This is a genomic window from Pseudomonas sp. 01L34 (assembly GCF_056400265.1).
This window is the reverse complement of the sequence record NZ_JBFTSX010000005.1, coordinates 149,939-173,146: the sequence shown is the minus strand read 5'-3', so window position 1 is coordinate 173,146 and position 23,208 is coordinate 149,939. Positions and strand designations below refer to the sequence as shown.

At 60.1% G+C, this 23,208-nt stretch carries 21 protein-coding genes; 6 read left to right on the top strand and 15 right to left on the bottom strand.

From position 1 onward, the window contains the following. Positions 1-102 precede the first annotated feature (102 nt). A complete protein-coding gene (locus AC1DQM_RS16275; RefSeq protein ID WP_019581065.1) occupies positions 103-1,419 on the top strand; it encodes an MFS transporter in 1,317 nt (438 codons plus the stop codon). Positions 1,420-1,532: 113 nt separating this feature from the next. On the opposite strand, the gene purT is transcribed toward AC1DQM_RS16275, so the two are convergent. From purT to AC1DQM_RS16250, 5 genes are all read right to left on the bottom strand, one after another. Further along, positions 1,533-2,714, bottom strand: a complete 1,182-nt coding sequence (purT, locus tag AC1DQM_RS16270; RefSeq protein ID WP_018927078.1) for a formate-dependent phosphoribosylglycinamide formyltransferase — start codon at positions 2,712-2,714, stop codon at positions 1,533-1,535. 90 nt (positions 2,715-2,804) lie between these two features. Further along, positions 2,805-3,272: a VUT family protein gene (locus tag AC1DQM_RS16265; RefSeq protein ID WP_018927079.1), complete on the bottom strand. Its 468-nt coding sequence runs from the start codon at positions 3,270-3,272 to the stop codon at positions 2,805-2,807. Positions 3,273-3,487: 215 nt separating this feature from the next. Beyond that, a complete protein-coding gene (locus AC1DQM_RS16260) occupies positions 3,488-3,709 on the bottom strand; it encodes a DUF1289 domain-containing protein (protein ID WP_018927080.1) in 222 nt (73 codons plus the stop codon). Next, the gene (locus AC1DQM_RS16255; protein ID WP_477746499.1) at positions 3,706-4,230 is read right to left on the bottom strand and encodes a gamma carbonic anhydrase family protein; all 525 of its coding nucleotides are present in this window, start codon (positions 4,228-4,230) and stop codon (positions 3,706-3,708) included. The genes AC1DQM_RS16260 and AC1DQM_RS16255 overlap by 4 nt, the downstream gene beginning before the upstream one ends. A 68-nt stretch (positions 4,231-4,298) precedes the next feature. Further along, positions 4,299-4,898, bottom strand: a complete 600-nt coding sequence (locus AC1DQM_RS16250; protein ID WP_018927081.1) for a CoA pyrophosphatase — start codon at positions 4,896-4,898, stop codon at positions 4,299-4,301. A gap of 146 nt (positions 4,899-5,044) precedes the next feature. Between AC1DQM_RS16250 and AC1DQM_RS16245 the strand changes: the two genes are divergently transcribed. Next, the gene (locus AC1DQM_RS16245; protein ID WP_477746498.1) at positions 5,045-5,596 is read left to right on the top strand and encodes an NUDIX hydrolase; all 552 of its coding nucleotides are present in this window, start codon (positions 5,045-5,047) and stop codon (positions 5,594-5,596) included. A gap of 66 nt (positions 5,597-5,662) precedes the next feature. Continuing rightward, positions 5,663-6,166 carry a L,D-transpeptidase family protein gene (locus AC1DQM_RS16240; protein ID WP_064620154.1) on the top strand — a complete coding sequence of 168 codons (504 nt, stop codon included), beginning with the start codon at positions 5,663-5,665 and terminating at the stop codon, positions 6,164-6,166. A gap of 183 nt (positions 6,167-6,349) precedes the next feature. Here AC1DQM_RS16240 and AC1DQM_RS16235 read toward each other — a convergent pair whose 3' ends face one another. Together AC1DQM_RS16235 and purL are read right to left on the bottom strand one after the other, a co-directional pair. Further along, positions 6,350-6,661 carry a YqfO family protein gene (locus AC1DQM_RS16235; RefSeq protein ID WP_018927084.1) on the bottom strand — a complete coding sequence of 104 codons (312 nt, stop codon included), beginning with the start codon at positions 6,659-6,661 and terminating at the stop codon, positions 6,350-6,352. Positions 6,662-6,680: 19 nt separating this feature from the next. Then, positions 6,681-10,577 (bottom strand): phosphoribosylformylglycinamidine synthase, encoded by a 3,897-nt coding sequence (purL, locus tag AC1DQM_RS16230; protein ID WP_018927085.1) that lies wholly within the window; start codon positions 10,575-10,577, stop codon positions 6,681-6,683. Positions 10,578-10,851: 274 nt separating this feature from the next. Between purL and mltF the strand changes: the two genes are divergently transcribed. After that, complete coding sequence (mltF, locus tag AC1DQM_RS16225) at positions 10,852-12,312, top strand: membrane-bound lytic murein transglycosylase MltF (RefSeq protein WP_477746497.1); 1,461 nt, start codon at positions 10,852-10,854, stop codon at positions 12,310-12,312. A 65-nt stretch (positions 12,313-12,377) separates the two neighbouring features. Here mltF and pdxJ read toward each other — a convergent pair whose 3' ends face one another. From pdxJ to lptF, 8 genes are all read right to left on the bottom strand, one after another. Then, positions 12,378-13,121: a pyridoxine 5'-phosphate synthase gene (pdxJ, locus tag AC1DQM_RS16220; RefSeq protein WP_138866278.1), complete on the bottom strand. Its 744-nt coding sequence runs from the start codon at positions 13,119-13,121 to the stop codon at positions 12,378-12,380. Positions 13,122-13,171: 50 nt separating this feature from the next. After that, on the bottom strand, positions 13,172-13,861 hold the full coding sequence (recO, locus tag AC1DQM_RS16215; protein ID WP_018927087.1) for a DNA repair protein RecO: 690 nt from the start codon (positions 13,859-13,861) through the stop codon (positions 13,172-13,174). A gap of 230 nt (positions 13,862-14,091) precedes the next feature. Then, positions 14,092-14,994: a GTPase Era gene (era, locus tag AC1DQM_RS16210; protein WP_018927088.1), complete on the bottom strand. Its 903-nt coding sequence runs from the start codon at positions 14,992-14,994 to the stop codon at positions 14,092-14,094. Further along, positions 14,987-15,676, bottom strand: a complete 690-nt coding sequence (gene rnc / locus AC1DQM_RS16205; protein WP_018927089.1) for a ribonuclease III — start codon at positions 15,674-15,676, stop codon at positions 14,987-14,989. Before rnc ends, era begins: the two co-directional genes overlap by 8 nt. A 184-nt stretch (positions 15,677-15,860) precedes the next feature. Continuing rightward, positions 15,861-16,715, bottom strand: coding sequence for a signal peptidase I (gene lepB / locus AC1DQM_RS16200; RefSeq protein WP_018927091.1), 855 nt, complete (start codon positions 16,713-16,715; stop codon positions 15,861-15,863). Between the two features lie 5 nt (positions 16,716-16,720). Further along, entirely contained in the window at positions 16,721-18,520 is a 1,800-nt protein-coding gene (gene lepA, locus AC1DQM_RS16195; RefSeq protein WP_018927092.1) for a translation elongation factor 4, read from the bottom strand. Positions 18,521-18,757: 237 nt separating this feature from the next. Continuing rightward, the gene (gene lptG / locus AC1DQM_RS16190; RefSeq protein WP_064620160.1) at positions 18,758-19,819 is read right to left on the bottom strand and encodes an LPS export ABC transporter permease LptG; all 1,062 of its coding nucleotides are present in this window, start codon (positions 19,817-19,819) and stop codon (positions 18,758-18,760) included. Next, positions 19,812-20,930: an LPS export ABC transporter permease LptF gene (lptF, locus tag AC1DQM_RS16185; RefSeq protein ID WP_064620163.1), complete on the bottom strand. Its 1,119-nt coding sequence runs from the start codon at positions 20,928-20,930 to the stop codon at positions 19,812-19,814. Before lptF ends, lptG begins: the two co-directional genes overlap by 8 nt. Before the next feature lie 295 nt (positions 20,931-21,225). Here lptF and AC1DQM_RS16180 point away from each other — a divergent pair, with 295 nt between their 5' ends. Both AC1DQM_RS16180 and AC1DQM_RS16175 read left to right on the top strand, forming a co-directional pair. Then, positions 21,226-22,716 carry a leucyl aminopeptidase gene (locus AC1DQM_RS16180; RefSeq protein WP_018927095.1) on the top strand — a complete coding sequence of 497 codons (1,491 nt, stop codon included), beginning with the start codon at positions 21,226-21,228 and terminating at the stop codon, positions 22,714-22,716. A 60-nt stretch (positions 22,717-22,776) separates the two neighbouring features. Continuing rightward, positions 22,777-23,205 carry a DNA polymerase III subunit chi gene (locus AC1DQM_RS16175; RefSeq protein WP_018927096.1) on the top strand — a complete coding sequence of 143 codons (429 nt, stop codon included), beginning with the start codon at positions 22,777-22,779 and terminating at the stop codon, positions 23,203-23,205. Positions 23,206-23,208 lie beyond the last annotated feature (3 nt).

Here is a 23,208-nt window from a genome sequence, read left to right as displayed (position 1 = left end):
CTGTTCCTACCTTGAACAGCGACCGATCCTCAACCCACATCCCTGGGTATTCGACCATAATAATTCGCTCCACTGGGGCACATGACTGTCAGGGATAACGACATGACGACCAGCACAACGTTCAGCGACACCGCGCCTGCCCAACCGACGAACTCCGCCACCCGCGTGGCTACCGCGAGTTTCATCGGCACGGCCATCGAGTTCTACGACTTCTACGTCTATGCCACCGCCGCAGCATTGGTGATCGGCCCGGTGTTCTTTCCACAAACCTCCGGCACCGCGCAGATGCTGTCGGCATTCCTCACCTTCGGCATCGCTTTCCTTGCGCGGCCGCTGGGTTCGGCGTTGTTCGGCCATTTTGGTGACCGCATCGGACGCAAATCGACACTGGTTGCGTCCTTGCTGCTGATGGGCGTGTGCACCACGCTGATCGGCGTACTGCCGGGTTACGACAGCATTGGCGCCTGGGCGCCGATCCTGCTTTGCGTGCTGCGCTTCGGCCAAGGCCTGGGACTGGGCGGCGAATGGGGCGGCGCCGCATTGCTGGCCACGGAGAACGCACCCAAAGGCAAGCGCGCCTGGTTCGGCATGTTTCCGCAACTCGGCCCATCGATCGGATTTCTGGCGGCCAACGGCCTGTTCCTGACCCTGGCCATGAGCCTGAACGACGAGCAATTCCGTTCGTGGGGCTGGCGGATTCCGTTCCTGCTCAGTGCCGCGCTGGTGATGGTCGGCTTGTACGTACGCCTCAAGCTCCACGAAACCCCGGTGTTCGCCAACGCCGTGGCTCGCCAGGAGCGGGTGAAGATTCCGCTGGTCGAGCTGTTCAGCCAATACTGGGCACCGATGCTGCTGGGCGCCGGGTCGATGGTGGTGTGCTATGCACTGTTTTACATCTCGACAGTGTTTTCGCTGAGTTACGGTGTGTCGACGCTTGGCTACACCCGGGAAACCTTTCTCGCCCTGCTGTGTTTCGCGGTGCTGTTCATGGCGGCCGCAACACCGCTGTCGGCCTGGGCCAGCGACCGTTTCGGGCGTAAGCCGGTGCTGATCATCGGCGGCGTGCTGGCGATTCTGTCCGGATTCTTGATGGAACCGCTGCTGACCCATGGCTCGACCTGGGGCGTGGCGTTGTTCCTGTGCATAGAACTGTTTCTGATGGGCGTGACGTTTGCGCCGATGGGCGCGCTGCTGCCGGAGCTGTTTCCGACCCACGTGCGCTATACCGGCGCATCGGCGGCTTACAACCTGGGCGGTATTGTCGGCGCCTCGGCGGCACCGTTCTTTGCACAGAAACTGGTGGCGATGGGTGGTTTGAGTTATGTCGGCGGGTATGTGTCGGGGGCGGCAGTACTAAGCTTAATCGCAGTGCTGTGCCTGAAGGAGACACGCAATAACGATTTGAATCGGGTTGCCTGAAGCCAAAAGCTTCGCGGGCAAGCCTCGCTCCTACGGGTCATTTGTCGAACGCACTTGCGTCTTGACGTGATCCCTGTAGGAGCGAGGCTTGCCCGCGAATGCCGCGCCTCGGTTTACAGCTCGACTACAACAGCCTGAGCAGCACGGGTCGCTTTTGCACGAGCAGCTTCGATAGACTCGTCGCGAGCCAACGCAACCCCCATCCGCCGCTGGCCATTGACTTCAGGCTTGCCGAACAGACGCAACGCAGTATCCGGCTCGCTCAACGCTGCACCCAGGTTGGCGAAAGCGGTCTGAGTCGACTGCCCTTCCACCAGAATCACCGCCGACGCCGATGGGCCGAACTGACGGATCAGTGGAATCGGCAGGCCCAGGATCGCCCGTGCGTGCAGTGCGAACTGCGACAGGTCCTGGGAAATCAGGGTCACCAGACCGGTGTCATGCGGGCGCGGCGAGACTTCGCTGAACCACACCTGATCACCCTTGATGAACAACTCGACGCCAAACAGGCCACGACCGCCCAAGGCTTCGGTGACCGCTTTGGCGACGCGCTCGGATTCGGCCAAAGCAACCGGGCTCATGGCTTGTGGCTGCCAGGATTCCTGGTAGTCGCCCTTCTCCTGACGGTGACCGACAGGCGCACAGAACGTAGTGCCGCCGACGTGACGCACAGTCAGCAGAGTGATTTCGTAGTCGAAGTCGATGAAGCCTTCGATGATCACGCGGCCTTTACCGGCGCGCCCGCCTTCTTGAGCGTAATCCCAGGCTTTCTGCACGTCATCGACGCTGCGCAGCAGGCTCTGGCCCTTGCCCGAGGAACTCATGACCGGTTTGACCACGCACGGGAAGCCCAGGTCTTCGACTGCCTTACGGTAGTCCTCGAAGGTGTCGGCGAAGTGGTACGGCGATGTCGGCAGGTCCAGCTCTTCAGCGGCCAGGCGACGGATGCCTTCGCGGTTCATGGTCAACTGTGCGGCGCGGGCAGTCGGGATCACGGTGAAGCCTTCGGACTCCAGCTCCACCAGGGTCGCGGTGGCGATGGCTTCGATTTCCGGCACGATGAAGTGCGGTTTCTCGGCTTCGATCACCGCACGCAGGGCGGCACCGTCGAGCATATTGATCACATGGCTGCGATGGGCGACTTGCATGGCCGGCGCATTGGCGTAGCGATCCACGGCAATCACTTCAACGCCCAGGCGTTGCAGCTCGATCACCACTTCCTTGCCCAACTCACCACAGCCACACATCAATACGCGGGTCGCGGTTGGCGACAATGGAGTTCCGATACGGGTCATCTCAGGTCCTCAAAGGAGCGGATCATCGAGGGAAGCGCGCTTCCCATGGGGAGAAAGCGCGGCATTTTACATGAACCTGAGGGTTTGGCTTCAGCTGACGACAGCCTGTTTGCGCAGGCGCCATGCCATGGCCAACCAGACCACGGTGACGCCCGCGAACTTCGAACCCAGCGCAGTGAAGATCACGCCCGGTGTGAGCGCATCGATCATGCCGAAGAAGATGAAGGTGTCCAGCGGGATGCTCAGGGCCGAACTTATCCACAGGCGATCGTGCAACGGGCGCTTGGTGAGGCTGAACACCAGCCAGTCGATGCACTCGGACACGGCGAACGCCGTGGCACTGGCGAGAGCAATTGAGGGATCGGAGGTAACGTAAGACAGCCCCAGCGCCACCAGCATCGCCGCGATCGCGCCATGGCCGAAGCGGGTTTGCACCATGTCGCGCAGCACGAACACCAGACCACCCCAGGCCGACCAGATGATGTCCAGGTGCGGGGCGGTGGAAAAAGCGTAATTGATCAGCACGACACTGCTGATGTAGGCGATCAGGAAGAGCATGGACGGGAGATACCTGTCAATTTTGTGCACAGGGTACTTCATCTTCAGCGCACAGATAACCTGTGGCGAGGGGGCTTGCCCCCGTTCGGCTGCGCAGCAGTCGTGAAATCAGCAAACGCCGTACGCCTGAAAGAATGAAGTCGCAGGTTTAGCGCCGCTTCGCAACGCAACGGGGGCAAGCCCCTTCGCCACAAAAGCCGCGCTACCACAAAAAATCAGGAATCGGATTTGGAAGGCAACATCCAGATCAGCCCACTCGATTTCGCCCGCTCATGACACAACCCCAACACCTTGCGCCGTTCCTCGTTGTCCATCCGGCTCCAGCGGGTGATCTCTTCCACCGTGCGTTGACACCCGGTGCAAATGTCATCTTCATCCAGCGCACAAATGTTCACGCACGGCGACGGGACCGGTCGCTCACGTTCAGGTGTGCTCATTGTTCCTGCTCGACCAGATCGCGGACATAACGCTGCGAGTTGTGCACATAGTGCGCGGCGCTGGCTTCGAGCATCTTCTTCTGCGGCTCGGTCAGTTCGCGTACCACCTTGCCCGGCGAGCCCATGACCAGCGAGCCGTCCGGAATCTCCTTGCCTTCACCGATCAGCGAGTTGGCGCCGATGATGCAGTTCTTGCCGATTTTCGCGCCGTTGAGGATCACTGCGTTGATGCCGATCAGACTGTAATCGCCCACCGTGCAGCCGTGGAGCATGGCATTGTGACCGATGGTCACGCCGGTACCGATGGTCAGCGGATAGCCCATGTCGGTGTGCATCACGGTGCCGTCCTGCACGTTGCTGTTCTTGCCGATCAGGATCAATTCGTTGTCGCCACGCAACACGGCGTTGAACCAGACGTTGGCGCCCTCTTCCAGTTTGACCTTGCCCACCAGCACGGCATTGGGTGCGACCCAGCTCTGCGGGTGGGTCTCGACGCGGGCGTCGCCCAGGCGGTATTTCATCTTGTTGTCCTCACGACCAGGCTGGCTCACTAGCGAAAAGCAGGATTCACGCCATACGAGCGATGGCTTCAGGTGTTGATAAAACTCTTGGGTGGTTGATGCAGGCTGATTTTCGCGTCATAGAGCAGGTTGATCAACTCGACGATCATGATCGCCGTCAACCCCCAGATCTTGTACTCGCCATAACGATAGCTCGGCACATACCAACTGTGGCCCTGATAGTCGATGCGGTGGGTGTGCTCGCGCGGGTCCTTGCGGAAGAATTCCAGGGGCACGCTGAACACTGCGGCGATCTCGGCATCGTTGGCCAGGTATTCGACGAAATCCGGAATCACGCCGACATAGGGCGTGACCTTGATGCCGTGCAGGGAAATCAGTGGGCTCAGCGGGCCGATCACTTCAACCAGCCCCGGCGGCAGGCCGATTTCTTCTTCGGCCTCGCGCAGAGCGGTAAAGATCAGATCAGGGTCTTCAGGGTCGCGTCGACCGCCGGGAAAAGCGACTTCACCGCCATGGGTCGAGAGCCCGCTGGCGCGAAGGGTCAGGACCAGTTCAGGTTCGTCACTGCGCGTGATGGGCACCAATACCGCGGCTTCGGGGAAACGTCGGTCGGTTTCCAGCGTACGCGGTGTGTGATTGCTTACCCGGTGCAGTAGCTCGTCCAGCATGAGTCTTCTCGATCTGTGCCTTACCCTGCATCATGCACCAATCGCACCGGCCGCCCAACCCCCGAAAAGCCTCATGTCGCGAAACGACAACTTGCCGACCGACACCGCTGCACGCCAAGATAGGCGCAGCATTCAGGAACCCAAGCATGAAATATTGCAGTCAATGCGGCAACCCGGTAACCCAGCGCATTCCCGAAGGCGATTCGCGCCTGCGTTTTGTCTGCGACAGCTGTCATACCATTCATTACCAGAACCCCAATATCGTCGCCGGTTGCGTGCCGACCTGGGGTTCGAAGATATTGCTGTGCCGTCGCGCCATCGAGCCACGGCTCGGTTATTGGACCCTGCCCGCCGGTTTCATGGAAAATGGTGAGACCATCGAACAGGCCGCCATTCGCGAGACCGCCGAAGAAGCTTGCGCCCGGGTACGCAACCTGAGCATCTATACGCTGATCGATGTGCCGCACATCAGTCAGGTGCATGTGTTCTTTCGCGCCGAGCTTGTGGATCTGAATTTTCGCGCAGGCCCCGAGAGCCTGGAAGTGCAGCTGTTCGAAGAGGCCGACATTCCTTGGGGCGAACTGGCTTTCCGCACGGTCGGCCGTACATTAGAATGCTTCTTCGCTGACCGGCGGACCGAGGTCTACCCCGTGCGGTCCGAATCGATCCCGCCACTCGCTCAGCCTGCCATCATCTAAGCACTTGTTAGTAAAAAACCATCTATAAATAAAATAGTCGCGACACCTCTTAGGGATATCGTTTCAATGCGCTGGTTGCTTGCCCTGTTTTGCTTATCGTTCGTCGCAGTCTCCCAGGCTTCCGTCGCGGCCGCCCCGGACGGCAAAGTCATCGAAAAAGTTCTGGTCCTCAAATCTGCCCATCAGTTGCAGTTGATCAACGACGGCAAGCCGTTCAAGACCTATCGCATTTCCCTGGGCAAACGCCCCATCGGCCCAAAACTGATGGAAGGTGATAAACGCACCCCCGAAGGCCTTTACTGGCTGGACTGGCGCAAGACCAGCGAACGTTTCAACCTGGCGATGCACATCTCCTACCCCAACATCAGCGACTCCGCCCGCGCCCGGCGCGAAGGCGTCGAGCCTGGCGGCATGATCATGATCCACGGTACCCCGGACACCGAAGACAATCCGGAAGACTTGTTCCACACGCTGGACTGGACCGATGGCTGCATCGCCATGCGCAACATGGACATGCGTGAAGTCTGGGGTCTGGTACCGGACGGCACGATGATCGAAATCCGCCCGTAACTTCCCCCCATAATGATCACTCCCACGCAGAGCGTGGGAATGATCAAGTGTGTTCTGGCTGCTACCTTCGGTCGGCTTCGAAAAAATAGATCAGAAGATCACGGATCAGGTCAGAGGTTAAATCCCGAGCAATAAAAAACCCGCTGAAGAATCAGCGGGTTTCTCATTGCAGCGGCCAGAGAATCAAAAATCCTCTAACCGCCATACCTCGTAAGCCGGCGTCTCATAGGGATGACTCTCTTTCAGAGCCACCACCACCGCCCGGATCAATTCATCGCTGACCACAAGCTCAACCTTCCATTCCTCAACCTGCTCGACCTGTCCAGCCTCGCCAATGAACGGCTGACTGCCCTCCAGCGGACGAAACTGACCCAAGCCAAACACCTGCCACGCACAGTGGTCATAAGCCCCGATCCGCCCGCCACCGGCGGCGAATACAGCGCTTTTGACCACTTCAACATGACTGGCCGGAACAAAAAAGCAAAGCTTGTACACGGCAATCAGCTCCCCGCTCTTAGTTCACCCAGACGCGAGCGTTACGGAACATACGCATCCAAGGTGCGTCTTCGTTCCAGTCTTCCGAACGCCACGAGTTCTGCACCGCGCGGAACACACGCTCCGGGTGCGGCATCATGATGGTCACGCGACCGTCGCGGCTGGTCAAACCGGTGATCCCGCGCGGCGAGCCGTTCGGGTTGGCCGGGTATTTCTCGGTGACCTTGCCGTGGTTGTCGACGAAACGCATCGCCACGCAACCCGACAGATCGGCTTGCAGCAACGCTTCTTCGCTGGCGAATTCGGCATGGCCTTCACCGTGGGCGATGGCGATCGGCATGCGCGAACCGGCCATGCCCTGCAGGAAGATCGAGTTCGACTCCTGGATCTGAACCATGGCCACGCGGGCTTCGAACTGCTCGGAACGGTTGCGCACGAAGTGCGGCCAGAACTCGCTGCCCGGGATCAGCTCGTGCAGGTTGGACATCATCTGGCAACCGTTGCACACGCCGAGGGTGAAGCTGTCGGTACGTTCGAAGAAGCCCTGGAAAGCATCGCGAGCGCGGCTGTTGAACAGCGCGGACTTGGCCCAGCCTTCACCGGCACCCAGTACGTCGCCGTAGGAGAAACCGCCGCAAGCGACCATGCCCTTGAAGTCGTTCAGGTCGACACGGCCGGCCAGAATGTCGCTCATGTGCACGTCGATCGCGTTGAAACCGGCACGGTCGAACGCGGCCGCCATTTCCACCTGACCGTTGACGCCCTGCTCACGCAGCACGGCAACCTGTGGGCGAATGCCTTTCTTGATGTAAGGCGCGGCGACATCCTGGTTAACGTCGTAGCTGAGCTTGACGCTCAGGCCCGGGTTGTCTTCTTCCAGCAGCACGTCGAACTCTTGTTCGGCGCAGTCGGCGTTATCACGCAGACGCTGGATCTGGTAGCTGGTTTCAGCCCACTGACGTTGCAGCAGACGACGCTGACCTTCGAATACGGTATCGCCGTTAAACGTGATGCTGATCTCGCCGTTGTTCATCGGCTGACCGATCACCGATACGCAGTCGCCCAGGCCAGCAGCGCTGAACTGCGCGAGGATATCCGCGGTGGCGTCCTGGCGAACCTGAATCACGGCGCCCAGTTCTTCGTTGAACAGGATCGCGGCGATATCGGCGGAAGTCTCTGCCAGACCGTCGAGGTTCAGGCTCAGACCGCAGTGGCCGGCAAACGCCATTTCCACCACGCTGGTCAGCAGACCACCGTCGGAACGGTCGTGGTAAGCCAGCAGGTGACCGTCGGCGTTGAGGCCCTGGATCACCGCGAAGAAGGCTTTCAGGTCTTCGGCGTCATCGACGTCCGGGGCTTGTTTGCCGAGCTTGCCGTGAACCTGCGCGAGGATCGAGGCACCCATGCGGTTCTGGCCGCGACCGAGGTCGATCAGGATCAGGTCGGTGGTGCCCTTGTCCATGCGCAGTTGCGGGGTCAGGGTCTGACGGATGTCAGCCACTGGCGCGAAACCGGTCACGATCAGCGACATCGGCGAAGTGACAGCCTTATCGACACCTTCGTCGTTCCAGCGAGTGGCCATGGACATGGAGTCCTTGCCCACCGGGATGGTGATGCCCAGCTCAGGGCACAGTTCCATGCCGACCGCTTTCACGGTGTCATACAGACGTGCGTCTTCACCTGGGTGACCGGCAGCGGACATCCAGTTCGCCGACAGTTTGATGTCGGAGATCTTGGCGATGCGCGAGGCGGCGATGTTGGTCAGGGTTTCGCCGATGGCCATGCGGCCCGACGCCGGAGCGTCCAGCAGGGCCAGCGGAGTGCGCTCGCCCATGGCCATGGCTTCACCGGTATAAACGTCGAAGCTGGTGGCGGTAACGGCAACGTCGGCCACCGGAACCTGCCACGGGCCAACCATCTGGTCACGGGCCACGAGGCCGGTGATGGTGCGGTCGCCGATGGTGATCAGGAAGCTCTTGCTGGCCACGGCCGGGTGATGCAGGACGCGCTCGACGCAGTTGGCGATGTCGAGGGTCGACGGATCGAAATCGTCGCCCAGCTCGTTTTCACGAACCACCGAACGGTGCATGCGCGGGGCTTTGCCCAGCAGCACTTCGAGCGGCATATCCACCGGGCTGTTGCCGAAGTGGCTGTCGGTCACGGTCAGTTGCGGCTCGGCAGTGGCTTCGCCGACTACCGCGAATGGGCAACGCTCACGCTCGCAGATCGCCTTGAAGCGTTCGAAGTCCGCCGGGCCGACTGCCAGAACGTAGCGTTCCTGGGATTCGTTACTCCAGATTTCGTGCGGGGCCATGCCCGGCTCGTCGTTTGGAATGTTGCGCAGTTCGAAACGGCCACCACGGTCGCCATCGTTGACCAGTTCCGGGAAGGCGTTGGACAGACCGCCCGCGCCGACGTCGTGGATGAAGCTGATCGGGTTTTTGTCGCCCAGTTGCCAGCAACGGTCGATGACTTCCTGGCAACGACGCTCCATCTCGGGGTTTTCACGTTGTACGGAAGCGAAGTCCAGGTCTGCCGAGCTGGTGCCGGTGGCCATGGAGGAAGCCGCGCCGCCACCCAGACCGATCAGCATCGCCGGGCCGCCAAGCACGATCAGCTTGGAGCCAACGACGATTTCGCCTTTCTTGACGTGTTCTTCACGGATGTTGCCCATGCCGCCAGCCAGCATGATCGGCTTGTGGTAACCGCGAACTTCATCGCCATGGGGCGTGGTGATCGACTGCTCGAAGGTACGGAAGTAGCCGGTCAGCGCCGGACGGCCGAATTCGTTGTTGAACGCAGCGCCGCCCAACGGGCCTTCGATCATGATGTCCAGCGCGGTAACGATGCGCTCGGGCTTGCCGTATGGCACTTCCCACGGCTGTTCGAAGCCCGGGATCTGCAGGTTCGACACGGTGAAACCGGTCAGGCCAGCCTTTGGCTTGGCGCCGCGACCGGTGGCGCCTTCGTCGCGAATCTCGCCGCCGCTACCGGTGGATGCGCCCGGGAACGGGGCAATCGCAGTCGGGTGGTTGTGCGTTTCGACTTTCATCAGGATGTGCACCGGTTCCTGCACCGCGCCGTACTGGCGGGTTTCAGGGTCCGGGAAGAAACGACCGGCCACGGAACCGACGATGACCGAGGCGTTGTCCTTATAAGCCGACAGAACACCTTCGCTATGCATCTGGTAGGTGTTCTTGATCATGCCGAACAGGCTTTTTTCCTGGCTCTGACCGTCGATGTCCCAACTGGCGTTGAAGATCTTGTGACGGCAGTGCTCGGAGTTCGCCTGGGCGAACATCATCAGTTCGATGTCGTGCGGGTTGCGCTTCAAACCAAGGAAGGCGTTGACCAGGTAGTCGATTTCGTCTTCGGCCAGGGCCAGGCCCAGCTCGGTGTTGGCTTTTTCCAGCGCGGCGCGGCCGCCACCCAGCACGTCGATCGCGGTCAGGGGCTTGGGTTCGGCGTGGCTGAACAGGCCGGAGGCTTGTTCGAGGTTGCCCAGCACAATCTGGGTCATGCGGTCGTGCAGCGCGTCTGCGATCAGCTGCGCTTCGGCGTCGCTGAACTGGCCGGCGACGTAAAACGCAATGCCGCGTTCCAGGCGCTGGATCTTGGTCAGGCCGCAGTTGCGAGCGATATCGCTGGCTTTACTGGACCACGGCGAAATGGTGCCGAAACGCGGCAATACCAGGAACAGACGACCAGTGGGCTCTTGTACCGGAACGCTAGGGCCGTACTTCAGAAGGCGCGCGAGCACCTGCTGTTCGTCGCCGGTCAGGACGCCGGTAACTTCGGCGAAGTGAGCGAATTCAGCATACAAGCCGCTGACAGCTGGAACCTTCTGGCTCAGTTGCTCAAGGAGTTTGCTGTGGCGAAAGGCAGAAAGGGCAGGAGCGCCGCGCAGGATCAACATCTTCGGGACAGCCTCGGGAAGGGGTGTGCTTTGAGGCCGTGCATTCTAGCCTAAACCGCCCGCGACATCACCCGAAACGGTACACGCGGTTGCACCCGAACGTCGGGCCGGGTATTCGGGCCCTGAACAGGTGCGCGCCGGGGGTTATTTTTTCTGTCATAAAATGCTGTTCGGGCCCATTCCTGCGGGCTCCAAGCGGGTTTTTGAAGCCCTAGCAGACAAGCCCTTCTCTGTCGAGATATGGCGCTCGTGGTCCTTTGCGTATACTGCGCAGATGTTTTTCCCAACGGCTTTGCGTCCGCGGTACGCCAAATGGCTGATCGCAACCGGACTCTTCCTGATGCTCAGTGGCTGTGTTGATAAACCCAACACGCTGGAGCGCGTAAAGGAGGATGGCGTGCTGCGGGTGGTTACCCGGAACAGCCCCGCCACCTACTTTCAGGATCGCAATGGTGAAACCGGCTTCGAATACGAGCTGGTGAAGCGCTTCGCCGACGATCTGGGGGTCGAACTCAAGATCGAAACCGCCGACAACCTCGACGACCTGTTCAATCAGGTGGGCAAGCCAAATGGCCCGGTGCTGGCCGCTGCCGGCCTGGTCAGTAGCGAGGACCGCAAAAAGCAGGTGCGGTTTTCCCATTCCTACCTCGAAGTCACCCCACAGATCATCTATCGCAACGGCCAGTCGCGGCCGACCGACGCAGGCGATCTGGTCGGCAAGAAAATCATGGTGCTCAAGGGCAGCACCCACGCCGAGCAATTGGCAGAGCTGAAAAAGAAATATCCCGGCATTGAATACGAAGAGTCCGACGCGGTTGAAGTCGTCGACCTGCTGCGCATGGTCGACGAAGGTCAGATCGACCTGACCCTGGTCGACTCCAACGAAGTGGCGATGAACCAGGTCTACTTCCCCAACGTGCGGGTCGCCTTCGACCTCGGTGATGCCAGCAACCAGAGCTGGGCCGTGGCCGCCGGCGATGACAACAGCCTGCTCAACGAAATCAACACCTACCTCGACAAAGTAAAGCAAAACGGCACCCTGCAACGCCTCAAAGACCGCTACTACGGGCATGTCGACGTACTCGGCTATATGGGCGCCACCACCTTCGCCCAGCACTTGCAGCAACGACTGCCCAAATACGAACAGCACTTCAAGGCGTCCGCCAAGAAAGAAAAAGTCGACTGGCGCCTGCTGGCGGCAATCGGTTATCAGGAATCGCTGTGGCAAGCGGCGGTCACGTCCAAGACCGGCGTGCGCGGATTGATGATGCTGACCCAGAACACGGCGCAAGCCATGGGCGTTTCCAATCGCCTAGACCCCAAGCAGAGCATCATGGGCGGCGCGAAATACCTGGTCTACATGAAGGATCAACTGGACGAGTCGATCCAGGAGCCGGATCGTACGTGGTTCGCGCTGGCCGCCTACAACGTGGGCAGCGGTCACCTGGATGACGCGCGCAAACTGGCGGCCAAGGAAGGGTTGAATCCGGACAAATGGCTGGACGTGAAGAAAATACTGCCCCGCCTTTCGCAGAAGCAGTGGTACAGCAAGACTCGTTATGGCTACGCCCGTGGCGGCGAACCGGTGCATTTCGTGGCGAACATCCGTCGCTACTACGACATCCTGACGTGGGTCACGCAGCCGCAGCTCGAAGGCACCCAGGTCGCCGAGGGCAACCTGCATGTGCCGGGGGTCGACAAGACCAAGCCGAGCCAGGAAACCCCACCGCTCTAATAGCCACCCCCCATCAAAATTGTGGGAGCGAGCCTGCTCATTCCCACACTGTTTTGTGTTTGGCTTTAAGCTTTTGCAGCCGCCAGAATCAGCGCCTTCATCTCCGACACTGCCGACTTGAACCCGACGAACAACGCATGGGCCACCAGCGCATGGCCGATGTTCAGTTCGTTGATACCCTTGATTGCCGCAACAGCCTCGACGTTGTGATAGTGCAAACCATGGCCGGCGTTGACGATCAGGCCTTGGGCCAGACCGAATGCCACGCCATCGGCCACACGCTTGAGCTCTTCAGCAACTTCGGTTGGCGTCTCGGCGTCCGCGTAACGCCCGGTGTGCAATTCAATGGCCGGCGCGCCGACACGGCGGGACGCCTCAATCTGCCGCTCGTCAGCGTCGATGAACAGCGACACTTCGCAGCCAATCTTCGCCAGGCGATCCACCGCCGCCTTGATCCGCGCTTCCTGCCCCGCTACGTCCAGACCGCCTTCAGTGGTCAGTTCCTGACGGGTTTCCGGCACCAGGCAAACGTGCGCCGGGCGGATACGCTCGGCGAACGCCATCATTTCTTCGGTGACGCCCATTTCGAAATTCATGCGGGTTTGCAGCACGTCCTTGAGCAGCAGGACATCGCGCTCCTGAATGTGCCGGCGGTCTTCACGCAGGTGCACGGTGATGCCGTCAGCGCCCGCCTCTTCCGCGTCCAGCGCTGCCTTGACCGGATCCGGGTAACGAGTACCCCGGGCCTGACGCAGGGTGGCAACGTGGTCGATGTTCACGCCAAGAAGAATGCGATTGCTGGTGGTCACGGAAGCGCTCCTGAAGAAGGGGGAAGTTCGGTGCACAGCATACGGGGAGACTACGGCTTTCGAAACAACTCACGACTAACCAATGGACGCCCACCCAAGTGAACGGCCAACGCCTGACGCATCAAGCGCTTGGCGGCGGACAGCGCACCGGGCGCGGACCAGTCGGCATCGGCCATGGCCAGCAGTTCGGTACCGTTGAACAGGCCTGGTTGCAACAAGTAAACCCGCTCCAGACCCGCATCCACCTGCAAGCGGTAGAGACCGTCCGGCGCAATGGGGTCGCCATGGATGTCGGTATTCAGCGCGAAGCCATAACCGAGATCATCGAGCAGTCGCCATTCGAAGGAGCGCAGCAATGGTTCCAGTGGTCGACCTTCGGCCAGGGCAAGCAAGGTCGCGGCGTAGTGATCGAAAACCGCGGGATGAGGATCTTCGGCGGGCAGCAAGCGGATCAGCAATTCGTTGAGGTAGAGACCACTGAACAGCGCTTCACCATTGAGCCAGGTGGAAACGCCGGCGCTTTCCATGCGGCCGACATTCTTCAGTTCGCCCCGGCCACGGAACTCGACTTCCAGCGGCACGAACGGCCGCGCCAACGTCCCGGCCTTGCCCCGCGCACTGCGCAACACCGCCCGCAGCCGACCTTGCGGCGTGAGGAAATCCACCAGCGCACTGCTTTCGCGGTAGGCGCGGGAATGGAGCACGTAGGCGGGTTGGCCGATGGGCGGGCTGGATGACATCAGTTTCCGAATCTCTGGAGATCCACTGTGGCGAGGGAGCTTGTCGGAACGCCGCACCGTCCCGCTGGACTGCGAAGCGGCCCCAAAACCATGCACCTCAGTGTTTCAGGTAAAACCGCGATGCCAGGATTTACGACTGCTTCGCCCGGGCGCGGATCGGCCGAACGGGAGCAAGCTCCCTCGCCACAAAAGCTCGCTCCTACAATTGAATCGATGTGCTGCTGGACGATTTACAGGTCGCCGTAACCCAGCGAACGCAAGGCACGCTCGTCGTCAGACCAGCCACCTTTCACCTTGACCCACAGATTGAGCATGATCTTGGAGTCGAACAGCAGCTCCATGTCCTTGCGCGCTTCGGTGCCGATGCGCTTGATGCGCTCGCCCTTGTCGCCAATGATGATTTTCTTCTGACCGTCACGTTCAACGAGGATCAAAGCGTGAATGTGCAGGGTTTTGCCCTGCTGCTTGAACTCTTCGATTTCCACGGTGATCTGGTACGGCAGCTCGGCGCCCATCTGACGCATGATTTTTTCGCGTACCAGTTCAGCCGCAAGGAAGCGGCTGCTGCGGTCGGTGATCTGATCTTCCGGGAAGAAGTGATCGTTTTCCGGCAGGTGCTCGGCGATCACTCGCTCCAGCGTGTCAAGGTTGTGCCCGTGCTGGGCCGAGATCGGCATGATCTGCGCGTTCGGCAGCTGTTCCTGCAACCAGGTCAGGTGCGGCATCAGCTCGGATTTGTCTTCGATGCGGTCGGTCTTGTTCAGCGCCACGATCAGCGGACCGGTCACGTACTGAACGCGCTCGAGGACCATCTGGTCTTCGTCGGTCCACTTGGTACGGTCAACCACGAAGATCACCACGTCGACGTCTTTCAACGCCGCCGAAGCGGTCTTGTTCATGTAACGGTTCAGGGCCTTTTCGCCGCCCTTGTGCATACCCGGGGTGTCGACGTAGATCGCCTGAACGTCGCCTTCGGTCTTGATGCCCAGCATGTTGTGGCGGGTGGTCTGCGGCTTGCGTGAGGTGATCGCCAGTTTCTGACCCAGAATGTGGTTCAGCAGCGTGGACTTGCCCACGTTGGGACGGCCGACGATGGCAACATAGCCACAGCGAGTTGCGGTTGAATCAGTCATTGCCATTCTCCACACCCAGGGCAATCAGTGCTGCGGCGGCCGCTACCTGTTCGGCAATACGACGACTCACACCCTGACCTCGGCTTTTTTCATTCAGTAAGATGATTTCACATTCGACGAAGAACGTCCGGCAATGCGGCTCACCCTGGATATCCACCACTTCGTAACGCGGCAGCTCACAACCACGGGACTGCAGGAATTCCTGCAGGCGGGTTTTCGGATCTTTGTTGGTGTCGACCAGCGTCAGGCCTTCGAACTCTCCGGCCAGCCAGGCCAGCACGCGCTCGCGCGCCACCTCCATGCCGGCGTCCAGGTAGATCGCACCGATCAGCGCTTCGAGGGCATCGGCCAGAATCGACTCGCGACGGAAACCGCCGCTTTTCAATTCGCCGGAGCCCAGGCGCAGGTATTCGCCCAAGTCGAAACCACGAGCCAGTACGGCCAGGGTCTCACCTTTCACCAGGCGTGCGCGCAAACGCGACAACTGGCCTTCACGGGCCAGCGGGAAGCGATCGAACAGCGCCTCGCCGGCGACGAAATTGAGGATGGCATCGCCGAGGAATTCCAGGCGTTCGTTGTTGCGCCCGGCAAAACTGCGGTGAGTCAGGGCCAGGACCATCAGTTCCTGATCCTTGAAGGTGTAACCGAGCTGACGCTCGAGACGGCTTAAGGAGACGCTCACGGTTTACCCACGCTGAGTTCGTGGTTGGATTCCACCGCCAGGGCCTTGATGCGGCGCAGGCTTGGGACAATTAACGCTGTGTTCAAAAATAACGTCCTGAATATCGTTGTTTTCATGCTCCTGTCGCCGATTGTGCCGACTCCAGAAATGCATTCGGCGCTGTGTTCAACAGCGCCGTGTGTGATTACTTGATCAGACCAACCCGCGAGAAATTCGGCAGGTGACCGAGTTTGGGTTCCGGCCAGCTCATCCAGACTGCGAAGGCCTTGCCGACGATATTCTTGTCGGGAACCATGCCCAGCAGATCCTTGGGAATGCTCGGATCATCCCAGTAGCGACTGTCGTTCGAGTTGTCGCGGTTGTCGCCCATCATGAAGTAGTGCCCGGCCGGCACGGTCCACGAATGGTCCGGCGTTGCGCGGTAGCGGCTCATTTCCTTGCGGATCAGGTGCTCGGCGGCGCCAAGTTTTTCCTTGTAGAGCTCAGCGCTACCCAACGTGCCCGGCTCGGAGCCGACCAGTTGTTCGGCAATCGACTCACCATTGACGAACAGGCGCTTGTCGGCGGTGTAGCGAATCTGATCGCCCGGCAGGCCCACTACACGCTTGATGTAGTTGACGTTCGGGTCGCTCGGGTAGCGGAACACCATCACATCGCCGCGCTGCGGATCACCGACTTCGATGACTTTCTTGTCGATCACCGGCAAGCGGATCCCGTAAGAAAACTTGTTCACCAGAATGAAGTCACCGACATCCAGGGTTGGCTTCATCGAGCCGGAAGGAATCTGGAACGGTTCCACCAGGAACGAACGCAGCACCAGCACGATGAACAACACCGGGAAGAACGACTTGCCGTATTCGACCAGCAGCGGCTCTTTGTTCAGTTTCTCGATCACTACCATGTCAGCCTGGCTGACGCTCCCCTGATAGGAGTTGATGGCAGCCCGGCGCCGTGGCGCCAGGAACAGCAGATCGAGCAACGCCAACAGGCCGCAGACGAACACGGCGATGACCAGCAACAGCGGGAAATTTAGTGACATAGGACCTAACTATCCAACCTGAGCACGGCAAGGAAGGCTTCTTGTGGAATTTCCACGTTACCGACCTGCTTCATGCGTTTTTTACCGGCCTTTTGCTTTTCCAGCAGCTTTTTCTTACGGCTGACGTCACCACCGTAGCATTTGGCCAATACGTTCTTTCTGAGTGCCTTGACGGTTGTACGCGCCACAATCTGACCGCCAATGGCGGCCTGGATTGCCACGTCGAACATCTGCCGCGGAATCAGGTCTTTCATCTTCTCGGTCAACTGGCGACCTTTGTAGTGCGAGTTGTCACGGTGCACGATCAGCGCCAGAGCGTCGACCTTGTCGCCATTGATCAGCACGTCCAGTTTCACCAGGCTGGCCGATTGGTAACGATCGAAATGGTAGTCCAGAGAAGCATAGCCGCGACTGGTGGATTTCAAACGATCAAAGAAGTCCAGCACCACTTCGTTCATCGGCAGGTCGTAGGTCACTTGTACCTGGGAGCCGAGGAACAGCATATCGACCTGTACGCCACGTTTTTCGATACACAGGGTAATGACGTTACCCAAGTGCTCTTGCGGCACAAGAATATTGGCGCGCACGATTGGCTCGCGCATGTCTTCGATGGCAGACAGGTCTGGCAGCTTGGACGGGTTATCGACGTAGATCGTCTCGCCGGTCTTGAGCAGCAGCTCGAAGATTACCGTCGGCGCCGTGGTAATCAGGTCCAGGTTGTATTCGCGCTCCAGGCGCTCCTGGATGATTTCCATGTGCAGCATGCCGAGGAAGCCGCAACGGAAGCCGAAACCCAGTGCGTCTGAGCTTTCCGGTGTGTATTGCAGCGACGAATCGTTGAGGGTGAGCTTTTGCAGCGCCTCGCGGAAGTCTTCGAAGTCGTCGGAGCTGACCGGGAACAGGCCGGCGTACACCTGCGGCTGAATGCGTTTGAAGCCTGGCAGCACATCGACGTCCGGCGTCGAGCTCAAGGTCAGGGTATCGCCCACTGGCGCACCGTGAATGTCCTTGATGCTGGCGATGATGAAGCCTACTTCACCGGCCTTCAGGTCGACGGTAGGGGTGTGCTTCGGGTTGAATACACCGACGCTGTCCACCAGGTGGATCTTGCCGGTGGACTTGACCAGAATCTTGTCGCCCTTCTTCACTCGACCGTGGCGCACACGAACCAGGGAAACAACGCCAAGGTAGTTGTCGAACCAGGAGTCGATGATCAACGCTTGCAACGGATCTTCGATGTTGCCGGTCGGCGCGGGAATGGTGTGAACCAGACGCTCGAGCACTTCATCGACGCCCAGGCCGGTCTTGGCACTGCACTCGACCGCGTCGGTGGCATCGATGCCGATGATTTTTTCGATTTCTTCCTTGACGCGCTCCGGATCGGCCTGTGGCAGGTCGATCTTGTTCAGCACCGGCATGACTTCCAGGCCCTGCTCGATCGCCGTGTAGCAGTTGGCAACCGACTGCGCCTCGACGCCCTGACCGGCATCGACCACCAGCAACGCACCTTCACAAGCCGCCAGCGACCGGCTGACTTCATAGGTGAAGTCGACGTGGCCCGGGGTATCAATGAAGTTCAGCTGGTAGTTAATGCCATCGCGGGCTTTGTAATACAGGGTGACGCTGTGGGCCTTGATGGTGATCCCGCGTTCACGTTCCAGGTCCATGGAATCCAGCACCTGGGCTTCCATTTCGCGCTCGGCAAGGCCGCCGCACATCTGGATGAAGCGATCGGCCAGCGTCGACTTGCCATGGTCAATGTGGGCGATGATGGAGAAATTGCGGATATGACTCAAATCACTCACGGATCAACACTCAAAAAGGCTGCAGGCATAGCCCGCCGAAAAATAGCCGGGAATTGTACCTGATCCACGGCGCAAGCGTCACGTTTGCAGGTCAGACGGCGCCTACAAAAACGCCCCGGTCTTGCGACAGGGGCGTTTTTGGCGACTTTTGTAGGAGCCGGCTTGCTGGCGATGGGGACGCCGCGGTGGATCTGGATGACCGCAGCGATGCAATCGCCAGTAAGCCGGCTCCTACAATCAACCGGCCCGGCGAAGCAACCAGACCCCGGCCAGGGCGCAGACACCGGCCGGTACCAGCACCGCAAACAGCGGCGAGAAGCCGAACACCAGGCTCGAAGGCCCGAGCAAATCCTGGACGATACGGAAAGTGAAGCCCACCAGTACGCCAGTGAAGACCCGCTGACCAAGGGTCACCGACCGCAGCGGACCGAAGATGAAGGAAATCGCCATCAACACCAATGCAGCGGTCACCAGCGGCTGCAACACCTTGACCCAAAACGCCAGCCAGTAACGACCGTTGCTCAGCCCCTGGTCAGCCAGGTAGTGGATGTAATTCCACAGACCGCTGATCGATAACGACTCGGGCGCCATCACCACGGTACTCAGCAGTTGCGGGCTCAGGGCTATTTCCCAGCGCTCCACAGGGGCAGTCACCACTTCGGTACTTTTGTCATGGAACAGCGTGGTCGTGACATCGGTCAGTTGCCAGTGATCGGTATCGAATTCCGCGCGTTTGGCGAAGCTCGAAGACAGCATGTGGCGTTGATCGTCAAAACGATAACGGGTCACGCCGTACAGCAGACCGTTGGGTTGCACGGAGTTGACGTGAATGAACTCATCACCCTGACGGTGCCACAAACCGTGCTTGGCGCTTTGCGCATCGCCACTGCCCTGGGCCAGCGAGCGGTTGGCTTGAGCGGTGATTTCCGTGGCCGGCGCGACGTACTCGCCAATTACCAGCCCTACCACCATCAGGATCAGCATCGGCTTCATCACGGCCCAGACGATCCGACCGATGGACACACCGGCGGCACGCATGATGGTCAGCTCGCTGTGACTGGCCAGACTGCCGAGGCCAATCAGGCAACCGATCAGCGCCGCCATCGGCAACATGTCGTACAGGCGGCGCGGCGCGGTCAGCAACACGTAACTCAGTACATCCATCAACGTGTAGGTATCGCTGACGTCGCTCATCTCATCGATGAAGGCGAACAGCGTTGCCAAGCCCAGAATGATCCCAAGCACCGCCAGGATCGCGATGAACACGCTGCTACCGATGTAGCGATCGAGCTTATCCACGGGCCACCTCCAGCGCGCTGCGGCGACTCGCCATCTTCAAGCTCAGCGACTCCCAATACAGCAAGCCAAGACCGATGGCCAGGAAGATTGCATGCACCCACCACAAGCCCAACACCGGCGGGATCTTGCCCTTTTCAAGGGCGCCGCGAGCGGCAATCAGGATGGTCAGGTAAGCCATATAAAGAAGAATCGCCGGCAGCAGCTTGAGGAAACGGCCCTGGCGCGGGTTGACCCGCGACAGCGGCACCGCCATCAGGGTCACGATGAAGACCAGCAACGGCAGGGACAGGCGCCATTGCAGTTCGGTACGCGAGCGGATGTCGTCGCTGCTCAGCAAGGAACTGGTGGTCATCGCATCGCGGTCGGTCACTTCGTCGCTGACGTCCGGCTTGGCCAGCAATACGCCGTACTCGTCGTACTTGATGGCGCGGTAGTCGGCCTGACCCGGATTACCGTCGTAGCGGTAGCCGTTGTCGAGGATCAGGTAACGGTTGCCATCGGGCCTGATTTCCTGATGGCCCTTCTCGGCTACCAGTACAGAAATCCCCCGATCCTTGTTGTCGGAACTGACATTCTTTTGCGAAATGAACACGCCGCCCAGATTGATGCGGTCATCCGACAGTTGCTCGGTGTAGGTCACCCGAGTGCCGTCGCGCAAGGCCTGGAAGCGACCCGGCTCGAGGGTGTCGAACTCGGTCAGTGCATCCTGCTTGTTCAACAGCAGCTGGAACTGGTTGGCACCTTGCGGTGCCAGGCTCAGGCTCAGCCACGCCACGATCAGGGCAACCAGGGTGGCCGGAAAAAGAGTCATGGCGAACAGACGCTGCTGGCTCATGCCAGTAGCAGACAACACGGTCATTTCGCTTTCGAGGTACAGACGACCGTAGGCCAGCAAGATCCCGAGAAACAGCCCCAAAGGCAGAATCAGCTGCAGGAAGCCCGGCAGGCGATAGCCCATGATCAGGAACAGCGAACCTGGATCCAGGAGCCCAGAGGCCGCCTGGGCGAGGTATTTGATGAAGCGTCCGCTCATGATGATGACCAGCAGCACGGCGCTGACGGCGCTCAAGGTCAACAGGACTTCGCGGGATAGATAACGGAAGACAATCAAACCAGACACTCCAGGGTTGTCAGGCTAAGCGGCCAAACAAACAAACGTATCAGCCGGCCCGCAGGGCAGGGCCGCCGAAAAAGATGGCGCATTATCCTGTGATTGAGTGCGCCTGTCACTGCGCATGCTCAAGCAAGCACCTGAACCGCTGAAGTTCGCATAACCGAGGGTTGTCAGGCGCAGGCAGCGAGGTTCAAACTGCGGCCTTTGTCGCTGGCAACACACCGGCGCCTTTCTACTTATAGGCAAGCCTCTGCGCGTCGCGCAGTTTGACCATTAATTCAGGGACCCGGACATGGAACTGGTTGTAAAAAGCGTTAGCCCGGAAACGTTGAAGACCGCCACGTTGGTGGTCTCCGTCCGCGAAGGCCGCAAGCTCGGCACCGTTGCCAAACAACTCGACGAACTGAGCGGCGGCGCTATCAGCGCAGTGCTCAAGCGCGGCGACCTGGCCGGCAAAGTCGGCCAAAGCCTGTTGCTGCACAGCCTGCCCAACCTCAAGGCCGAACGCGTGCTGCTGGTGGGCGTGGGCAAGGATGAAGAACTGGGCGATCGCCCGTTCCGCAAAATCATCGCCGGCATCCTCAATACCCTGAAAGGCCTGGGCGGCAGCGATGCAGTGCTGGCCCTGGACGAAGTGGTGGTCAAGGGCCGTGACAGCTATGGCAAGACCCGCCTGCTGGCCGAAACACTGGTGGACGGCGAGTACATCTTCGAACAGTTCAAGAGCCAGAAAGCCGACCCGCGCTCCCTGAAGAAAGTCACTCTGGTGACCATCAAGGCAGCACAGGCTGAAGTCGAACGCGCCGTGGCCCACGCCACCGCGATCGCCAACGGCATGGCCTTCACCCGTGACCTGGGCAACCTGCCGCCGAACATCTGCCACCCGACGTTCCTTGGTGAACAAGCCAAGAACCTGGGCAAAGAGTTCAAAAGCCTGAAGGTCGAAGTCCTCGATGAGAAGAAGATCAAGGACCTGGGCATGGGTTCGTTCTACGCCGTTGGCCAGGGCAGCGCCCAGCCACCGCGCCTGATCGTCATGCAATACAACGGCGGCAAGAAATCCGAGAAGCCGTACGCCCTCGTCGGCAAAGGCATCACCTTCGACACCGGCGGCATCAGCCTCAAGCCAGGCGCCGGCATGGATGAGATGAAGTACGACATGGGCGGCGCCGCCAGCGTGTTCGGCACCCTGCGTGCCGTGCTTGAGCTGAAACTGCCGATCAACCTGGTGTGCATCCTGGCCTGCGCCGAGAACATGCCGAGCGGCAACGCTTCGCGTCCGGGCGACATCGTCACCACCATGAGCGGCCAGACAGTTGAAATCCTCAATACCGACGCCGAAGGCCGTCTGGTGCTGTGCGATGCCCTGACCTACTCCGAACGCTTCAAGCCCCAAGCGGTGATCGACATCGCCACCCTGACCGGTGCTTGTGTCGTGGCGCTGGGCGCCCACACCTCGGGCCTGCTGGGCAACAACGACGAACTGATCGGCCAGCTGCTGAGCGCCGGCCAAGCCGCCGACGACCGCGCCTGGCAACTGCCGCTGTTCGATGAGTATCAAGAGCAGCTGGACAGCCCGTTCGCCGACATCGCCAACATCGGCGGCCCGAAAGCCGGCACCATCACCGCCGCCTGCTTCCTGTCGCGCTTCACCAAGAACCTGAACTGGGCACACCTGGACATCGCCGGCACAGCCTGGACCAGCGGCGGCAAGGACAAGGGCGCCACTGGCCGTCCGGTTCCCCTGCTGACCCAATACCTGCTGGACCGCGCCAAAGCCTGAAACCGATGACTTGCAGCGGCGTCACTCTCGGGTGACGCCGCTTGCAACTCAGGAACCGCAATGACCAAAGTCGACTTCTATATCCTGCCCAGCGCCGATCCTTCGGCGCGGCTGGATTTCGCCTGCAAGCTCACCGAAAAAGCCTGGCGCATGGGCCACCGCATTTACCTGCATTGCAGCGATGCCGCCCAGCGTGATGCGCTCGATGCGCGGTTGTGGGCGTTCAAGGGCGAAAGCTTCGTGCCCCACGGTCCTGCCGAAAGCGAGCCGGACGGTTTGATTGTGTTGGGTCTTGGCGATGACTGCGGTCAGCATCAGGATCTGCTGGTCAATCTCGACCTGAAAGTCCCGGCCTTTGCCAGACAATTCGCCCGCGTGGCGGAAGTGGTGGTGGAAGACCCGGCGATTCGTGCGGCTGCGCGGGAGAGTTTTCGTTTCTACCGCGAACAGGGCTATCCTCTGCAAGATCACCGTTTACAGCGACTCTGAGCA